This is a genomic window from Promicromonospora vindobonensis, from assembly GCF_042685865.1.
GTDB classification, from domain to species: domain Bacteria; phylum Actinomycetota; class Actinomycetes; order Actinomycetales; family Cellulomonadaceae; genus Promicromonospora; species Promicromonospora vindobonensis.
Genome location: NZ_JBHUOG010000002.1, coordinates 3,595,667 through 3,612,879, shown reverse-complemented (window position 1 = coordinate 3,612,879; position 17,213 = coordinate 3,595,667). Strand labels below are relative to the sequence as shown.

Genomic DNA, 17,213 nt, shown 5'->3' with positions numbered 1-17,213 from the left:
TCAGCCGAAACCAGTAGAGCCTGAGCGGTGACCTTGTGGTTTGCCCTCCATAGGAAATATGTATGACCTCAGTGTGATCTGGGCGGGACGTCCAACTCCTCCTACTGTGTCAGCGCGGGTGAAAAATCACTCGTGGGTGGAACTTCACCCGCTCTACGACACAAGGAGTCGCTGGAGATGAGACGCTCTTCCCTCCGGGGCCTCGCCGTGGCAACCGCCACCGTGGGCCTCTTTGCCGGCACCATCAACGCCGTCGCCGCTGCTGGACAGTCCGACGTCGAGAACGCAGCAGCGGGCTATGCGCCGGGCCTGGTCGCCGCGATGGAGCGCGACCTGAACCTGAGTGCGACCGAGGCCGTGGCCCAGATCGAGGCCCAGGAGACCCTGTCCGGTACGCAGCGCAGCCTGGAGAGGTCGCTCGGCGCCTCCTATGCGGGTGCCTGGGTGGAGGGCACGGACGCGCTGCACGTCGCCGTGACCGACGCCGCTGAGGCCGCCGACGTCCGTGCGGCCGGTGCCACCCCCGTCACCGTCGACAACTCGCTGCAGGCGCTCGACGCCTGGACGGCCGACCTGAACGGTGCGCTGCCCGGGTCCTCCGTCACCTCGTACCACGTGGACGTGGAGACCAACGAGATCGTCATCGACGTCGTCGACGGCGCCACGGCCGACGTCAAGGCTGCCGTGGCCGAGGCAGGGGTGCCCGCCTCCGCTGTCTCCCTGAACGAGGCCACCGAGCGTCCTCGCACCTTCGCCGACGTGATCGGCGGAGAGGCGTACTTCATCGACGGCGGCTCGCGCTGCTCGGTCGGCTTTGCCGTCACCGGCGGGTTCGTCTCGGCCGGCCACTGCGGTTCGGTGGGCTCCTCGGCGAGCGAGCCGGCCGGCACCTTCGAGGTCTCGGAGTTCCCGGGCAGCGACTACAGCTACGTCTCGGTCGACTCGGACACGCCGGTCGGCGTGGTGGACGACTACGCAGGCGGCACCGTTGCGGTCGAGGGCTCCGCGCCGGCCGCCGTCGGTGCTTCGGTCTGCCGCTCCGGCTCCACGACCGGCTGGCACTGCGGCACCATCGAGGCGCTCAACGCCACGGTCAACTACGCGGAGGGCAGCGTCTCCGGTCTCATCCAGACCGACGTCTGCGCGGAGCCGGGCGACTCGGGCGGCTCGCTGCTCGCCGGCTCGCAGGCCCAGGGCATGACGTCCGGCGGTTCGGGCAACTGCTCGTCCGGTGGCCAGACCTTCTTCCAGCCGGTCGGCGAGGCGCTGAGCGCCGCTGGGGTGTCCCTGCTGACGAACTGATCGGCCCTCCGGTCGGCGTCCGCGCCGGCCGCAGGGGCGAGGGCGGGTAGGGGCGTCCCCTACCCGCCCTCGGTATGCCCGCATATTGGTGCGATATGTCCTAATCGGTATCTGGGAGTTACCTGAAAGCGACCCTACGCTGTGCCGCACTGGGTGAATTCATTGCCCCGACGACAAGGAGTCGCTGGACATGAGACGCACATCCTTCAGAGCGATCACCGTGGCCACAGCCGCTGCGACGCTCCTCGCCGCCAGCATCACCGCCGCTACCGCAGGCACTGCCGCCGGTTCCGACAGGCCCGACGTGACCGGCTACGCGCCGGGCATGGTTGCCGCACTGGAGCGCGACCTCGGCCTGACCACCTCGGAGGCGGTCGCCCGCCTCAAGACCGACGAAGCACTGTCGGAGAAGCAGCTCGCGATCGCCAAGGCCCTGGACAAGGGGTACGCGGGCGCCTGGGTGGACGGCACAGAGCTGTTCGTCGCGGTGACCGACACGGCAGGGGCCGCAGAGGTCCGTGCCGCCGGTGCCACCGCCGTCACCGTCGACAGGTCGTTGAGCCAGCTCGACCGGCTGGCCACCAAGGCCTACCGGGCGGCGCCAGAGGCCAAGGTCGCCGCCGCCTACGTGGACGTCGAGTCCAACTCGGTGGTCATGGAGGTGGCCAAGGGCGCGAAGGCCGCCGTGGCGGCCGCCGTCAAGAAGGCCGGGATCTCGGCGGGCTCCGTCTCCGTCGTCGAGGTGGCCGAGATGCCCCGCACCTTCATCAACGTGATCGGCGGCAACGCCTACTACATCGGTGGATCCCGCTGCTCGGTCGGCTTCTCGGCCACCGGCGGATTCGTCACCGCCGGACACTGCGGTTCGCGCGGCGCCACCACCAGCCAGCCGAGCGGCACCTTCCAGGTGTCCTCGTTCCCTGGCAACGACTACGCGTACGTGAACGTCGGCTCCGACGACAACCCGGTCGGCTCGGTCAACAACTACAACGGCGGCACCGTCAACGTCGCCGGTTCGTCCGCTGCCGCCGTCGGTGCCACCGTCTGCCGTTCCGGCTCCACGACCGGCTGGCACTGCGGCACCATCCAGGCGCTGAACGCGTCGGTCACCTATCCCCAGGGCACAGTCTCCGGCCTGATCCGCACCAACGTGTGCGCGGAGCCGGGCGACTCCGGCGGCTCGCTGCTCGCCGGCACGCAGGCCCAGGGCCTGACCTCCGGCGGCAACGGCAACTGCTCCTCCGGAGGCACCACCTACTTCCAGCCGGTGAACGAGGCCCTCAGTGCGGCGAACGTCTCGCTGATCACCGGTGGTGGCGGCACCACGCCGCCGCCCACCGGCTGCACGGGTGAGCGGACGGCGTTCAGCGGCTCGCTGGGCTCCGGCGGCCAGGCGGCCGAGCCGGGCACCACCGGGTTCTCGTCGCTGTCCGGCACCATCACGGGCTGCCTCGACGGGCCCAGCGGGACGGACTTCGACCTCTACCTGCAGAAGGCGAGCGGCGGTTCCTGGACCACGGTGGCCCAGGGGATCACCGCGGCTGCCGACGAGAACGTGCGCTACACGGGCACGTCCGGCACCTACCGCTGGGTCGTGGACGCGTACTCCGGCTCGGGCTCCTACACGGGCGGCTACACGACCCCGTGATCTCCACCACCTGACGTGTCAGACGCTCAGGTCACCCGAGGTGGCCTGAGCGTCTGACACGTGGGACCAGCGCGTCAGGGGCGCGCGGTGGACTGGCGCACGAGCAGCAGCAGCGCGAACGAGCCGAGGCTCACCGCGACGACCCCGAGCATCCCGCCCATGTACGCGGTGAGGTCGCCGCCCAGTGGCAGGCCCCAGCCGTAGCCACGCACGCTGCCGAGTGCGCCGACGGCGAGCACGCCCGTGGCTGCCGTGCCCAGCAGCAGCAGCCCCGCCGCGCCGGCCGACCCGGGCTCCAGGCCGTCCCGCGGCGCGTCAAGGGACGAGGGCGAGCTCAGCATGCAGACACCGGCGCCCCACGCGAGCACCACGAGGACGGCGGCGACGACGTCGGCCGGCCGGTGCCACTGCCCGACCAGGGTCGACACGCCGGTGGCTGCCGTGTAGGCGGCACCCGCCACCGCGACCACCGGTCGCCAGCGCCGCGGCACCGCGATGAGGAGACCCGCCGCCACCGAGGCTGCCACCGTCGTGTGGCCGCTGGGCAGGGTGTTGATGTCGGCGCGTGCGACGTCCAGCAGTGCCGGCCGGTCGAGGACCGCGTGCTTGAGCACCTGGGTGGTGAGATTCGATCCGGCCACCAGGATCGCGACCTGTGCCGCGAGCCACCAGCGACCCCGGGCCAGCGCCAGCACGACGGCGGCCGCGAGCCCCAGGCCGACGAATGAGTTGGACACCACACCGAGGACCGGCTCGGCGAGCTCCCAGAGCACGCCCTGCCCGCGTGCGGCGCCCTCGAGCGCGAGCTGGTCGGCGCGCTGGCCGCCGGCCGACCGGACGAAGGTGTCCCAGGTGGCCCACACGGCCCACAGTGCCAGCACAGCGACGACGCCTGCGGCGATGCGTGGCCGCAGGCGGGGCTGGTACCTGGGCGTTCGCGCAGAGGTGGGGGTGCCGACCGCGTTCCCGAGGGCGGGCAGCGGGAGGGTGCGGTCCGTCATGGGCTCAACCGTAGGCGAACCGCCTGAAGAGAGCGTGTGGTCGGTGTGAGGCTCCGCTGTCGATCATGCCCCGGGTGAAAATCACCACGGTCATCTGAGACCGCCGGGCAACCGGCTGTCGGCCCGGATAGGGTGCGATCCGTCGCGCCTGGCGTACCGTGAACTCTCCGACGGCGCTCGGCGCCCACCCCCAGACCCCGCAGGAAGCAGGCAGGACCGGATGTCCCAGGCACGCAAGCTCGTGATCGTGGAGTCGCCCACGAAGGCTCGAAAGATCCAGAGCTACCTCGGCGACGACTACGAGGTCGAAGCCAGCGTCGGGCATATTCGCGACCTCCCGCAGCCCAAAGACCTGCCGGTGGACATGAAGAAGGGCCCGTACGGCAAGTTCTCGGTCGACGTCGACAACGGGTTCGACCCGTACTACGTGGTCCACGCGGACAAGAAGAAGAAGGTCAGCGAGCTCAAGAAGGCACTGAAGGACGCCGACGAGCTCTTCCTCGCGACCGATGAGGACCGCGAGGGCGAGGCCATCGCGTGGCACCTGATCCAGGAGCTCAAGCCCAAGGTCCCGGTCAAGCGCATGGTGTTCCACGAGATCACCCGCGACGCGATCCTCCGCGCCCTGGAGAACACGCGAGAGCTGGACCAGGACCTCGTGGATGCCCAGGAGACCCGGCGCATCCTCGACCGCCTCTACGGCTACGAGGTGTCGCCGGTGCTGTGGCGCAAGGTGCGCCAGGGCCTGTCCGCCGGCCGTGTCCAGTCCGTGGCGACGCGCCTCGTCGTCGAGCGCGAGCGTGAGCGTATGGCGTTCGTCTCAGCGGACTACTGGGACGTGGCGGGCACCTTCGCGGTCTCGGACGGCGGCGCGGCCGCCGCCGACCAGCCCTCCTTCCGCGCCCGGCTCACCCAGCTCGCCGGCGACAAGGTCGCCTCGGGCCGCGACTTCGACGACCGGGGGCGGCTCAAGGTCCGCACCGGCGTCGTGCAGCTCGACGAGGCCACGGCGAACGCCGTCGTCTCCGGGCTCGCGGCCGCAGACTTCTCCGTCCGCAGCCTGGAGACCAAGCCGTACACCCGCAGGCCCGCCGCGCCGTTCACCACCTCCACGATGCAGCAGGAGGCCGGGCGCAAGCTGCGGATGTCGTCGCGCCAGGCGATGCGGACCGCGCAGGGTCTGTACGAGAACGGCTACATCACCTACATGCGTACCGACAGCCCGTCGCTGTCGGCCGAGGCCACCAACGCGGCGCGCAACCAGGCCGCAGAGCTGTACGGCCCCGAGTACGTGCCGGGCGCTCCCCGCCTCTACCAGTCCAAGTCGAAGGGCGCCCAGGAGGCGCACGAGGCGATCCGCCCGGCGGGTGACTCGTTCCGCACCCCCGCGCAGGTCGCCGGTGAGCTGAGCGGCGACCAGTTCCGCCTGTACGAGCTGATCTGGAAGCGCACGGTGGCCTCGCAGATGGCCGACGCGAAGGGCTCGACGGCCTCCGTCCGGCTCGGCGCGGTCGTCGTGGGCGGCGACCAGGACGGCAACGAGGCGGTGTTCTCCGCGTCGGGCACGGTGATCTCGTTCCGCGGCTTCCTCGCGGCCTACGAGGAGAGCGCCGACGCCGACGTCGAGGCGGCCGAGAGCGCCGCGGCGGCGAAGGAGACGCGCCTGCCGACGATGGCGGAGGGCGATGCGCTGATCGGCACCGACCTCGCCGCCGACGGTCACTCCACGTCCCCGCCCCCGCGCTACACGGAGGCCTCCCTCGTCAAGGCGCTGGAGGAGCGCGGCATCGGCCGCCCGTCCACGTACGCGGCGACCATCTCCACCATCCAGGACCGCGGTTACGTGATCACGCGCGGCCAGGCGCTGGTGCCGACCTGGCTCGCGTTCGCCGTGATCCGGCTGCTGGAGGAGCACTTCGACCGGCTGGTCGACTACGACTTCACGGCCACGATGGAGGCAGACCTCGACCAGATCGCCGCCGGGTCACGGGAGCGGGTCGCGTGGCTCAAGGAGTTCTACTTCGGTGAGACCCCCGGGAACATCGGCACGTCCGACCCGCTCGGCGTGGACAGCGACGGCGGCGGTCTCCGCGCGCTCGTCGAGAACCTCGGCGAGATCGATGCCGCAGCGATCAACTCCGTCGAGATCGGCGAGGGCATCCGCGTGCGGGTGGGCCGGTACGGCCCGTACCTCGAAGACCTCGCGGCCGAGGTCGAGGAGGGCAAGACCCCGCCTCGCGCCTCGGTGCCCGACGACGTGGCACCCGACGAGCTGACCGTCGCCAAGGCGCGCGAGCTGCTCGCGGCAGGAGCCGACGACGGGCGCGTGCTCGGCGTGCACCCGGAGACCGGCAACCCGATCGTCGCGAAGAACGGCCGCTACGGCCCGTACGTCACGGAGCAGCTGCCCGAGCCGGACCTCGACCCGGACCTGTCCGCCGCAGCCAAGAAGCGCGCTCTTGCCGCCCTGCCCAAGCCGAAGACCGCGTCGCTGCTCAAGACGCAGGCTCTCGACTCGGTGACGCTGGAGGACGCGCTGCAGCTCATGTCGCTGCCGCGCGTCGTCGGGGTGGACCCGGAGTCGGGTGACGAGATCACCGCGCAGAACGGTCGGTACGGGCCGTACCTCAAGAAGGGCACCGACTCGCGCACGCTGCCGTCGGAGGAGGCCATGTTCACGGTCACCCTCGACGAGGCGATCGAGATCTACAAGCAGCCCAAGCGGGGCCGGGGTCGTACGGCGGCCCCGCCGCTGCGTGAGCTCGGCGACGACCCCACCAGCGGCAAGCCGATCCACGTCAAGGACGGCCGGTTCGGCCCGTACGTGACCGACGGCGAGACCAACCGCACGCTGCCGCGCGACGTCACGCCCGAGTCGGTCACCGCGGAGCAGGCGATCGAGCTGCTCGCCGAGAAGCGCGCCCAGGGCCCAGCGAAGAAGCGCACGACGCGTGCGCCGGCGAAGAAGGCCCCGGCCAAGAAGGCGCCCGCGAAGAAGGCTCCGGCGAAGAGCACGAGCACCAAGAAGTAGCGCGGGTCGGACGTGTGGGACGCCCTGCGACCCGCACGTCCGGCACGCTGATGGACGAGGTCGTCGTCAGCGCCGCAGCCGGCGGCCCGTGACACCGGCGGGCGTGATGCGGACCCAGGTGTCCCGGGTTTCGTCCAGGTAGCTGACCAGGTTGGTCGACTCGGCGGCCGCGATGTCGGCGTCGGTCTCCAGGATCTCCGCCGTGCCCTTCACGAGGACGCTGTAGGCGATCTCGGGACCCCACTGGTCGACCTCGAACGCGACCTTCGCGTTGACCGCCACCTCCGCGACCTTGGTCCCTGGGATGGTGTGGAAGTAGATGGCCCGGTCCGCGACGGCGAAGTTCAGCGGGAAGATCTCGGGGTCTCCGGCGACGGCGGTCCCGAGCCGCCCGATGGGCTGCATCGACAGGAACTCCCAGCACTCGTCCTCGGTCATCGGCGTGATGCTCTGCTTGTTGAGGTCCATCGGTCCATCGTGCGCTCGGCCGGCCGGTGGCGCACGGCCGGTCGATGTGGGTGGGCGCGGTTAGGGTTGCCGCGTGAACGCACCGGGCTTCTTCATCTCTTTCGAGGGCGGCGAGGGCGTCGGCAAGTCGACGCAGTCGCGCCTCCTCGGCGACTGGCTGGCCGACCTGACCGGCCGCGAGGTCGTGCTCACGTTCGAGCCCGGCGGCACGGCGCTCGGCAAGGAGCTGCGGGCAGCGGTCATGCACGGCCAGGACATGGGCCCACGGGCCGAGGCCCTCATCTACGCGGCGGACCGCGCCCACCACGTCGAGACCGTGGTGCGGCCCGCGCTGGGCCGCGGTGCCGTGGTGATCACCGATCGCTATCTCGACTCGTCCGTCGCCTACCAGTCCGGTGGTCGCGACCTGCCCGGCCACGAGGTGGAGCACCTCTCCCTGTGGGCGGCCAAGGGCCTGCGCCCGGACATCACGGTCCTGCTCGACCTCGAGCCACAGACGGCGGCCGCCCGCCGTGCCACGGCCGACGGCAAGGGCGCGCTGGACCGCCTGGAGCGCGCAGGCCTCGAGTTCCACACGCGCGTCAGGGACACGTTCCTCCAGCGGGCCGCAGCAGATCCCGAGCGCTGGGTGGTCATCGACGCGACCGCGTCGGTCGGTGACATCCAGGCGCAGATCCGGGTGGACGTCTCGGCCCGGCTCGGCCTCACCCCGGTCGTCGCCGAGGCGAGCAGCCTTGCCGAGCCCGGTGGTACCGACACGGCCGGCGAGGACCTGGCATGACGGTGTGGGACGACGTCGTCGGGCAGGAGTCCGCCGTCGCCGCGCTCCAGGCGGCCGTGGCGAACCCGGCAGCGATGACGCACGCATGGCTGGTGACGGGTCCACCGGGGTCCGGCCGGTCGGTGGCGGCCCGTGCCTTCGCGGCGGCGCTGCAGTGCCCGCAGGGCGGCTGCGGCGTGTGCCACGCATGCACCACCACCATGGCGGGCACTCATCCGGACGTGACGCTGCTGGCCACCGAGAAGGTGGTCATCGCCATCGACGAGGTGCGGGACCTGATCATGACGGCTTCCCGGTCGCCGTCGGGCGGCCGGTGGCGTGTGATCGTGATCGAGGACGCGGACCGCATGGCGGAGCGCACCACGAACGTGCTGCTCAAGACCATCGAGGAGCCGCCGCCGCATACGGTGTGGGTGCTCTGCGCGCCATCGGTCCAGGACGTGCTGCCGACCATCCGGTCGCGCTGCCGCGCCGTGGTGCTGCGCGTGCCGCCACCGCAGGCGGTCGCCGACCTGCTGGTGCGGCGCGACGGTGCCGACCCGGCGGTGGCGCTGAGCGCGGCCCGCGCGGCGCAGAGCCACGTCGGCCTGGCGAAGCGGCTGGCCAGGGACGCCGGGGCGCGCGAGCGGCGCACCGCGGTGCTGAGCATCGCGCGCCGCATCCGCGGCGTCGGTGACGCGGTGCTCGCCGCCGGCGAGCTCGTGGAGGTGGCCAAGGCGGAGGCGGTGTCGGCCACGCAGGAGCGGGACGCGGCCGAGAAGGCCGAGCTGCTGCGTGGTCTTGGCGTGGCCGACGGCGAGACCCTGCCGCCGCGCCTGCGCTCACAGCTCAAGCAGCTGGAGGACGACCAGAAGCGGCGTGCCACCCGGCACCAGCGTGACGTGCTCGACCGCGCCATGGTGGACCTGCTCTCGCTGTACCGGGACGTGCTCGTGGTGCAGCTCGGTGCGGAGGTGGACCTGGTCAACGCGGAGCTCGCCGAGACGGTGCGCTCGCTGGCCGCTGACTCCACCCCGGAGCAGACGGTGCGGCGGATGGACTCGATCGGGGTGGCCCGCACCCGCCTTGGCGGCAACGTGGCGCCGCTGCTGGCGCTCGAAGCGATGACGATCGCCTTGCGCCCGCAAGGGTGAACGACGTCCGGTCATCGCCCGCTCGGTCGGCTCCTGTGAAGATTTGGCACGGGTGAAGCTGAACCACCCAGGCAGATTGTCCCGGTTGGCGTCCGTGGTTAGGCTGCGGGACGCCCCCAGAGCTTTTCCGTGCGACAAGGAGTCCACCGCCCGATGAGGATCCTCCTGCTGGTTTCAGCCTTCAACGGTCTCACCCAGCGGGTCTGGTGTTCCCTGAGGGAACAGGGGCACGATGTCGGCATCGAGCTTGCCCCGACGTTCGAGTCCGGCGCCGCGATGACGCGGGCCGTCGAGCGTGCCGACCCTGACCTGATCCTGTGCCCGTTCCTCAAGCACCGCGTGCCTGACACGATCTACGACCGGTGGCCGACCGTCATCGTGCACCCGGGACCCGTGGGCGACCGCGGTCCGTCGTCGCTGGACCACGCGATCCGCGACGGCCGGGACCGGTGGGGCGTCACCGCCCTGTCCGCCGTCGAGGAGCTCGACGCCGGCCCGGTCTGGGCCACAGCGGTGTTCGACATGCCCGACCAGCCGATCGCCAAGAGCGCGCTCTACAACAGCCGCGTCGCGGACGCCGCGATGGCCTGCATCGGCGAGGTGGTCCGCAAGGTCGCCGACGGCGAGCGGCCGATCCCGGCCGAGGCCTGCCTGCGGATCGTGCCCGTCGACGGCGAGCTGCCGTTGCTGCGCCGCGAGGACTTCCGCATCGACTGGAACCGTCCGGCGAGCGAGCTGGAGCGGCTCGTCGCGGCGGCCGACGGCGCCCCCGGCGCCCCCGCCGGTGTGAACGGCCGGTCGGTCTGCGTGTTCGACGCCGTCGCGTCGCCCGAGCACACCGGCGCAGCGCCCGGAACCGTCGTGGGCCGCAACCTCGACGCGGTCGCGATCGCCTGCGGCGTCGGCACGCTCTGGGTCGGCTACGCCGCCGAGCTCAGCGGCCGCCGTGGCGCCAAGCTCCCGGCCGCCCAAGTGATCGACGCGAGCGGCGCCCCGTTCCGCCGGGTCCCGGACGCCCTGGCGGAGACCACGTACGTGCGGGATGGCGCCGTCGGGTACCTGACGATCCGCTCGTACAGCGGCGCCATGTACACCGAGCAGTGCCGCCGCCTGACCAGCGCCGTCGAGAAGGCCCTCACCGAGGACACCAGGGTCCTCGTCATCAAGGGCACCGAGCACACGTTCTCCAACGGGATCCACCTGGGCACCATCGACGCGTCGCCCGACCCGGCCGCCGAGGCCTGGGACAACATCTGCGCCATCGACGAGCTGTGTCTCGCCATCGCGACCGCGGACCAGCTCACCGTCGCGGCGTTCACCGCCAACGCGGGCGCTGGTGGCGTGATGGCCGGGCTCTGTGCCGACGTGACGCTCGCCCGTGAGGGCGTCGTCCTCAACCCGTACTACGACATGGGGATCTACGGCTCCGAGCTGCACTCCTGGAGCGTCCCTGCGCGCGTGGGAGAGCACCGTGCGTCGCTGCTCCTGAACCGCAAGCTGCCGATCTCGGTGGCTGAGGCGGCACGCATCGGGCTGATCAGCGCCGTCGGGCCGCGGGAGTGGGGCGAGTTCACCAGCTGGCTGTCCTCGGCCGCTCAGGGGTACGAGGAGCCGGCCACACTTGGCTGGATGCTCGCCGCACGCGCGGAGCGCCGCGCGACGGACCGGCCGCTGTCGTACTACCAGACCATCGAGCTGGCCGAGATGGCGCGCGACTTCTTCGACGACCGCAACGCCTTCTCGGTGCACCGCCGGGCCTTCCTGCGCAAGACCGCAGCGGACGCCACCCCCGAGAAGCTGCGCTTCTCCACGGCCCGCGTCTGACGCTCGTGTGCGGCCGCCGACGCGCGTGATCCGCCGCGAGCACGGATGATCGGCAGATGGTCAGGTGACCGATAGCTCGGACTATCGGTCACCTCGCCATGTACCGATGTGCCGGGAGCGTGCAAGACCGCCAGCGCCCGCCACATGACAGGAGTGGAGGCGTCGTAACCTGCGACGACCACCCGGTGGTGTCAGGCGAGCGGAAGGATCTGGGTATGAAGATCAGGCGGATGGACCGATCCGGTGGGACGGCACGGCACCTCGACCGTGCGGGTGCGGTGGTGCTGGGCCTCGGCGTGACGGCGGCGCTGGCGCTGTCCGGCTGCGCGCAGTCCGACGTCGGCGGGTCCGAGGCGGGTGACTCGGCCGCCGCCACGTCGACGACGCCGGAGGAGAGCGGGACGGCCAGCCCCAGCCCTTCCGACAGCGCCAGCCCCTCCGATGGGACGGGCAAGGACGACCAGCTTCCGCAGGCCGCCGACATGGAGGTCGAGGCCGGCAGCTCCGGGCGTGGCCTGCCTCCTGGTGTGGAGGGCAGCACGGACTCGACGGTCGGGGTCGCGTGGGCGCCCGTGGAGGGTCTGCTGTACGTGGTGACCAACGGGTCCAGCTCCTGTCCCACGTTCGCGGAGCCGGAGGCGACCATCGGTTCTGGCGGCAAGGCGCCCGGCGTCGCCGCGGCCGACGGCCTGCTGGCGGTCCAGCTCATACCGCCGAGCGACGGCATCTGCACCATGGACTTCGTGCCCACCACCACGGTGGTCGAGGTGCCGGCGGAGTCGGACACCGGCCAGCCGGTCCCGGTCATGCTGGGCGAAAAGGGCAAGGTCGAGCTCCAGCCCCGCGCCGCAGAGGGCGAGCCCGGGCCGGTGACCTGGCTCGACTCGTGAGGGTCGCGTGTCGGTTCGCCAACGGGTAAGAAATCTACCCAGCACAACCGATAGGTTGTGCGGGTGATTCGCCCCGCCCGCCGTCGTCAGCCTGCGGCCGTCGTCGCCACGCTGCTCACCACTGTTCTCCTTCTCGCCGCCTGCGGTGCGCCGCCCAAGGTGCAGACCGCGCTGGAGGACGTGGGCAAGTCGGACGGCTCGGCGACAGAGGGCGCGCCCAAGGGGTTCGAGGACTTCTACGGCCAGTCGCTGGAGTGGACCGACTGCGGCGAGGGTTTCCAGTGCGCCGTGGCCTCCGCGCCGCTCTCCTGGCACGACGCCGGGTCCGGCAGCATCGAGATCGCGCTCAAGCGGATCCCCGCCTCGGGGCAGAAGGTGGGATCCCTGCTGGTCAACCCGGGCGGTCCCGGCGGGTCAGGGGTGGACTTCGTCGGCGACCCGGCGCGGTTCGGGCAGTCGCTGCGCTCCTCGTTCGACATCGTGGGCTTCGACCCCCGCGGTGTGGGGCAGTCGACGCCGGTGAAGTGCTACGACGACGCGGGCAAGGACGAGTTCCTCAGCACCGACTACCCGTACACGCCGGAGGGCCTGGCGGACCGGCAGGACGCGGTCCGGGCCTGGGGGCAGGCGTGCGCCGAGAACACCGGTCCGCTGCTCGGGAACGTGGACACGCAGTCAGCGGCCAAGGACATGGACATGCTCAGGGGCGCGCTCGGCGACGACAAGCTCAACTTCCTCGGCTTCTCCTACGGCACCCAGCTCGGCGCCACCTACGCGGGCCTGTTCCCGGCCCGGACCGGGCGCCTGGTGCTCGACGGCGCGCTCGACACCACGCTGGCGTCGGACGAGGTGGCCCTGCAGCAGGCGGAAGGCTTCGAGAGCGCCCTGCGCGCCTACGTGACGGACTGCCAGGCGAGCAGCGACTGCCCGCTGACCGGTGACGTCACCAGCGGCCTGCAGCAGATCCAGGCCATGGTCGAGGACGCGGAACCCAACCCGATCCCGACGTCGTCCGAGCGGTCGGTGACCAAGAAGCTCGCTTTCTACGGCGTGGCGGTGACCATGTACGACGAGGGGTCCTGGTCGTTCCTCACGCAGGCACTGCAGGAGGTCTTCTGGGAGGGCACCGGTGACGACCTGCTCTACCTGGCCGACGTCTACAACGACCGCAACGAGGACGGCACCTTCAAGTCCAACAGCGAGGAGGCGTTCCGCGCGATCAACTGCGCCGACGACCGCGCCGAGGAGGACATGACGCAGATGCGGGAGCTGGCTGCCGACATCGAGGAAGCGGCACCCACCCTCGGTGAGTCCTTCGGGTACTCCGGTATCGAGTGCACGGACTGGCCGTACCCGCCGGCGGAGCAGGAGTTCGACCAGGCTGCCAAGGGCGCGCCGCCGATCGTCGTCGTCGGTACCACCAACGACCCGGCCACCCCGTACCGCTGGGCCGAGTCGCTCGCGAGCACGCTCTCGTCGGGCACCCTGGTTACGTACGAGGGTGAGGGGCACACGGCGTACGGCCGGTCGAACACCTGCGTCAGCACGGCCGTGGAGGACTATCTGGTGGAGGGCACGGTCCCGGAGGACGGCCTCACCTGCTGACGCAGGTGGGCCCGGTTTCACGGGGTTGAGGACGTCACACGGTTTCGCTTTGAAACCTGGGCCTTCCATTGGGTACAGTGAGGGCCGCTCACCGATCCGGTTCGTTACCGGCTCGCGGTGCGCACGCCGCCTTAGCTCAGTCGGTAGAGCGTCTCACTCGTAATGAGAAGGTCGTGGGTTCGATTCCCACAGGCGGCTCCGTGAAAAACCCCGCTTGACCAGGGCAAACGCTCCGGTCAAGCGGGGTTTCTTCGTTGCCTAGGAGGCGTCTTCCTCGTCGTCGGTTCCCCCGAGGTTCCCCGGAGCGTCGTTCAGGCGCTCCAGGCCCGCGACATCGGCACCGGTCCCGAGGAAGTGCAGGTACCGGTTTGTCGTCGCTGCGGACTCGTGGCCGCACCACGCCTGCACCGTGGCGAGGTCGACGCGGCGCGTGATCCAGAGGCACGCGGCGGTGTGTCGCAGGTCGTGCAGGCGGCGACCCTGACCGGTGTTCTCCCAGTCGAGCGCGCGGAGCACGGCCGTCCTGTGGAGCATCGCTCCCGACGACGTGGTGAGAAGCAGCTCGTGCGGTGCCTTGCCGTGCGCGAGGTCGCGGACGATAGCCAGCACCCGGTTTGCCAGCGGCACGCGACGGGACCGACCGCCCTTAGGGCGCTTGCGCTCGATCCCCTCGGGCTGGTTCCGCCTGACCATCACGCCGGGCGTGGGGACCTCGACGAAGTCAGCCACCTGGAGTGCTCTGGCCTCACCCCAGCGGAGCCCGGTCCAGCCCAGCACGAGCAGCACGTCCGCGAGGCGTGTGTCCTTCTCCTTCCAGATGGCGTAGGCCTCTTCCAGTTCTGCCTCCGTGAACGGTCGCATCTCGATGGCCTCCTCCGAGGGTTTGGGGACGCGGGTGTTCGTGACCGGGTTGGCGACGATCAGCTTCTCTCGGACGCACCAGCCGAAGAACGCCGACAGGCTCGCCCGGTAGCGCCCGACCGAAGCGGCGGTGAGCCGTTCGGGTGCACGCCCGCCCTTGTGCTTCGTCGAACGGTGAGGTGCCGCTGTGAGCAGCCGCTCGTAGGAACGTGAGATCTCGCGGTCGGAAACCGCGCCCAGATGCATGTTCAGCAGGCTCGACGGCATGAGCCGGCGCAGGTCCGCATCGGCTCGGTACGTCTTCGCGGCCACCGTGTTCTGGCGGATCGCGAGCCAGCGGTCCAGCACGGCGCGGACCTGCTCCCGACCGGCCCGTGGGTCGATGCCTCCGGCGAGGGCGGCTCGCTCTCGCTTGAGCCAGTCCCGTGCCTCGGTCCGCGTGTCGAAGGTCTTGCCGCCGATGTACTCGCGGCCGTTCTTCAGCCGGGCCTTGAAACGCCCGTTCGGCTGCTTCTGGACGCTCATCAGGCAGCCGCCTGGTCCAGCCAGACGACGACGTCGTCACGGCGGTAGCGGGGGAGCGACGGCGAGAGCCAGACGACGCGCGGACCCTTGCCAGCGAGCCGCCAGCGGCACACCGTCGAGGGAGCGACCTTGAGCCAGGTGGCTACTTCCTCGGTCGTCAGGAACTCGTCTGTGGGGACGGCGGTCGCTGAGTGGGCGACGGCTGTGGTGGTGTCAAGAGACATGGGTGTTCTCCTCGGCGTCGTCGCTGGTGTGGTTGGGGCGGCATCGGGTGGTGGAGCCAGGGCCGGACAGGGACTCTCCGCAGTCGGGGCAGGTGCCGACCGGAGATGCCCCGTATTGATCCCCGCCTATCCCCGCTACCCCGTCTTCGCAGGTCAGGGCGTCGGATGTGGCGGGGTAAGGCGGGTTAACGACTCTCAGGGCGGGGTATCGTTCCCCGCCGTTACCCCGCCTGCCGGGATCGGTAACCCGCCCTGCCACGCTTTCCCCCGCCGTGTGCAGGGCTGTGACCTGCGGAGACGGGGTAGCGGGGATAGGCGGGGATGATTCCGGGGCATCTCTGGGTGGGGTGAGTCGCCAGAGGTTGACGCCGCTCTTGTTCGCGGTGCCGAGGTCGTCCACGCCCCATCCAGCGGAGCGCAGCGCGGGCGCGGTGCGCTTGAGGACACCGGTCACTCCCCGGGCGCTCTTGGGCCAGGTGCGCGGCGGGATGCCCTCGGGCTGGACCAGGTCGAGCAGCGCGGCGGCGGTGCCCTCCCATGCCGTGGTCACGTGGACCGACAGAGCGGCGAGGAACGGGTCTGAGGTCACCGCGTCGCGGGCCAGGGTGTTCGCCTGGTCCCGGTAGGACGAGAGGCCAGCGGTCCCGTTCACCTGGTCCAGTGCTGCGAGCACCATGGCGAAGTCGGCCATGCGCGGCATGGAGTCGAGCCGGACGGAAGGAATCCGGGCTTTGCACGCCTGGACCTGCGAGAGCAGCGCGCCGAACACACGCGGCCACGCGGACTCCCACGCGGTCACGAGCTGCGACTCAGGGCGCCGCTGCGTCTCGCTGATCCGGTCCAGGTTGACGACGATGGACCGGTCCGCGAGGTCGGGTGCCATGGCTCCGACGTCGATGCCGTTCATGACGATGGCGCGGCGGAACGAGAACACGGCTAGGCCGTCGTCGCTGTACAACTCGCGTCGAACGTCGCCGTCACCGGTCACCGCCCGGCACAGGGAGTCAGACAGCCAGCCGGGGATGTCTGAGATGTTGTCCAGGCCGACGACCCACGAACCAGCGGCGGCGGTCACCCATCCTGTGGCGTCTCGCGGCGGCTTGCGCAGCGGGACCGGGGACGGGTCAACGAGCTGCACCAGACTCTTCGTCGCCGACGACTTCCCGGTGCCTTGCTCGCCCAGGAGCGCGAGCATCGGATGCGGGATGTTCTCCCAGCCGAGAGCAGCGACGAGCCAGGCGAGCACGAGCGGCCGGTCCGCCGCGGTGACGTTGAGCAGCGCCCACAGGTCATCCAGCGTGCCGCCCGGCTCCGGGGCGGGGAGCGCTGCGGTGAGCGCGGTACGACGGAACAGGACCGGCACGTCGTCGGCCATGGTCCAGCCTCGGGAGTCGACTCGGACGACGCTCTCGGCGGCGTCCCCCAGGTCGATCCAGGTTGCGCCGGCCGACTCCGCAACGCGCAGGTGGACCGGTACCGGCTCGGTTTGCCGGGCGGTGCCCTCGATGACGAGCAGTGCGTCCGACAGGGCTTGCTGTCCGGCGATGAGGCCGGTGTGCTTCTGGTAGATCTGTGCGAGTTCGGACCGTAGTGACGAGCGTCCGCCACGCAGGATCCGGACGATCTTGCCGCCCGACGTCGGAACGGCGAACGGCTCGCCGTCCGGGGTGCAGCCGAAGGCGTACCGGTCCATCGCCAGTTCGACTAGGACCGCAGCGGCGGACTTCCGTTCCCGTGGTCCGGCCGTGTCCGGGGCGGACTTCTCGGCGGACACGGCGGGTGCCGCGTCACCGGCTGTCCGGGCGGACATGTCCGGCGTGACGTGGCTGTCACCCGTGGTGTTCACTGGGTTTGGACTGTTCATCGCGACCCTTCCTAGCGGCTGGATTCGTTGGCGGTCTGTCCGGACTTGGGGCTCTG

The 17,213-nt window shown here is 70.8% G+C and carries 13 protein-coding genes and 1 tRNA gene; 9 read left to right on the top strand and 5 right to left on the bottom strand.

Going from position 1 to position 17,213, the window contains the following annotated elements:
• Nucleotides 1–177 precede the first annotated feature (177 nt).
• Together ACFS27_RS29290 and ACFS27_RS29285 are read left to right on the top strand one after the other, a co-directional pair.
• Nucleotides 178–1,302: a S1 family peptidase gene (locus ACFS27_RS29290; RefSeq protein ID WP_377190917.1), complete on the top strand. Its 1,125-nt coding sequence runs from the start codon at nt 178–180 to the stop codon at nt 1,300–1,302.
• Nucleotides 1,303–1,492: 190 nt separating this feature from the next.
• Entirely contained in the window at nt 1,493–2,950 is a 1,458-nt protein-coding gene (locus ACFS27_RS29285; RefSeq protein WP_377190915.1) for a S1 family peptidase, read from the top strand.
• 74 nt (nt 2,951–3,024) lie between these two features.
• Here ACFS27_RS29285 and ACFS27_RS29280 read toward each other — a convergent pair whose 3' ends face one another.
• Nucleotides 3,025–3,951, bottom strand: coding sequence for a phosphatase PAP2 family protein (locus ACFS27_RS29280; RefSeq protein ID WP_377190913.1), 927 nt, complete (start codon nt 3,949–3,951; stop codon nt 3,025–3,027).
• Nucleotides 3,952–4,171: 220 nt separating this feature from the next.
• Here ACFS27_RS29280 and topA point away from each other — a divergent pair, with 220 nt between their 5' ends.
• Nucleotides 4,172–6,982 carry a type I DNA topoisomerase gene (gene topA / locus ACFS27_RS29275; protein ID WP_377190911.1) on the top strand — a complete coding sequence of 937 codons (2,811 nt, stop codon included), beginning with the start codon at nt 4,172–4,174 and terminating at the stop codon, nt 6,980–6,982.
• A 66-nt stretch (nt 6,983–7,048) separates the two neighbouring features.
• Here the strand turns inward: topA and ACFS27_RS29270 are convergent, their stop codons facing one another.
• Nucleotides 7,049–7,450, bottom strand: coding sequence for a pyridoxamine 5'-phosphate oxidase family protein (locus ACFS27_RS29270; protein WP_377190909.1), 402 nt, complete (start codon nt 7,448–7,450; stop codon nt 7,049–7,051).
• Between the two features lie 73 nt (nt 7,451–7,523).
• On the opposite strand from ACFS27_RS29270, the gene tmk reads away from it, so the two are divergent.
• The 6 genes from tmk (at nt 7,524) to ACFS27_RS29240 (ending at nt 13,881) form a co-directional block, all read left to right on the top strand.
• Nucleotides 7,524–8,231: a dTMP kinase gene (tmk, locus tag ACFS27_RS29265; protein WP_377190907.1), complete on the top strand. Its 708-nt coding sequence runs from the start codon at nt 7,524–7,526 to the stop codon at nt 8,229–8,231.
• Nucleotides 8,228–9,364, top strand: coding sequence for a DNA polymerase III subunit delta' (locus ACFS27_RS29260; protein WP_377190905.1), 1,137 nt, complete (start codon nt 8,228–8,230; stop codon nt 9,362–9,364). The genes tmk and ACFS27_RS29260 overlap by 4 nt, the downstream gene beginning before the upstream one ends.
• A 153-nt stretch (nt 9,365–9,517) precedes the next feature.
• The gene (locus ACFS27_RS29255; RefSeq protein WP_377190903.1) at nt 9,518–11,188 is read left to right on the top strand and encodes an enoyl-CoA hydratase-related protein; all 1,671 of its coding nucleotides are present in this window, start codon (nt 9,518–9,520) and stop codon (nt 11,186–11,188) included.
• A 215-nt stretch (nt 11,189–11,403) separates the two neighbouring features.
• Nucleotides 11,404–12,078: a hypothetical protein gene (locus ACFS27_RS29250; protein ID WP_377190901.1), complete on the top strand. Its 675-nt coding sequence runs from the start codon at nt 11,404–11,406 to the stop codon at nt 12,076–12,078.
• Nucleotides 12,079–12,141: 63 nt separating this feature from the next.
• Nucleotides 12,142–13,683: an alpha/beta hydrolase gene (locus ACFS27_RS29245; protein ID WP_377190899.1), complete on the top strand. Its 1,542-nt coding sequence runs from the start codon at nt 12,142–12,144 to the stop codon at nt 13,681–13,683.
• 125 nt (nt 13,684–13,808) lie between these two features.
• Nucleotides 13,809–13,881 (top strand) — tRNA-Thr (locus ACFS27_RS29240).
• 60 nt (nt 13,882–13,941) lie between these two features.
• Here ACFS27_RS29240 and ACFS27_RS29235 read toward each other — a convergent pair.
• From ACFS27_RS29235 to ACFS27_RS29225, 3 genes are read right to left on the bottom strand one after another with little or no spacing between them, the layout of a single operon-like run.
• Nucleotides 13,942–15,069: a tyrosine-type recombinase/integrase gene (locus ACFS27_RS29235; RefSeq protein WP_377190897.1), complete on the bottom strand. Its 1,128-nt coding sequence runs from the start codon at nt 15,067–15,069 to the stop codon at nt 13,942–13,944.
• Nucleotides 15,069–15,293 carry a helix-turn-helix transcriptional regulator gene (locus ACFS27_RS29230; protein ID WP_377190895.1) on the bottom strand — a complete coding sequence of 75 codons (225 nt, stop codon included), beginning with the start codon at nt 15,291–15,293 and terminating at the stop codon, nt 15,069–15,071. Before ACFS27_RS29230 ends, ACFS27_RS29235 begins: the two co-directional genes overlap by 1 nt.
• Nucleotides 15,283–17,157 carry a hypothetical protein gene (locus ACFS27_RS29225; protein WP_377190893.1) on the bottom strand — a complete coding sequence of 625 codons (1,875 nt, stop codon included), beginning with the start codon at nt 17,155–17,157 and terminating at the stop codon, nt 15,283–15,285. Before ACFS27_RS29225 ends, ACFS27_RS29230 begins: the two co-directional genes overlap by 11 nt.
• Nucleotides 17,158–17,213 lie beyond the last annotated feature (56 nt).

Coding starts and splice junctions, on each gene's coding strand:
- ACFS27_RS29255 (WP_377190903.1), top strand. CDS start 9,518: ATGAGGATCCTCCTGCTGGTTTCAGCCTTCAACGGTCTCACCCAGCGG.
- ACFS27_RS29285 (WP_377190915.1), top strand. CDS start 1,493: ATGAGACGCACATCCTTCAGAGCGATCACCGTGGCCACAGCCGCTGCG.
- ACFS27_RS29250 (WP_377190901.1), top strand. CDS start 11,404: ATGAAGATCAGGCGGATGGACCGATCCGGTGGGACGGCACGGCACCTC.
- ACFS27_RS29270 (WP_377190909.1), bottom strand. CDS start 7,450: ATGGACCTCAACAAGCAGAGCATCACGCCGATGACCGAGGACGAGTGC.
- ACFS27_RS29260 (WP_377190905.1), top strand. CDS start 8,228: ATGACGGTGTGGGACGACGTCGTCGGGCAGGAGTCCGCCGTCGCCGCG.
- ACFS27_RS29235 (WP_377190897.1), bottom strand. CDS start 15,069: ATGAGCGTCCAGAAGCAGCCGAACGGGCGTTTCAAGGCCCGGCTGAAG.
- ACFS27_RS29280 (WP_377190913.1), bottom strand. CDS start 3,951: ATGACGGACCGCACCCTCCCGCTGCCCGCCCTCGGGAACGCGGTCGGC.
- topA (WP_377190911.1), top strand. CDS start 4,172: ATGTCCCAGGCACGCAAGCTCGTGATCGTGGAGTCGCCCACGAAGGCT.
- ACFS27_RS29225 (WP_377190893.1), bottom strand. CDS start 17,157: ATGAACAGTCCAAACCCAGTGAACACCACGGGTGACAGCCACGTCACG.
- ACFS27_RS29290 (WP_377190917.1), top strand. CDS start 178: ATGAGACGCTCTTCCCTCCGGGGCCTCGCCGTGGCAACCGCCACCGTG.
- ACFS27_RS29230 (WP_377190895.1), bottom strand. CDS start 15,293: ATGTCTCTTGACACCACCACAGCCGTCGCCCACTCAGCGACCGCCGTC.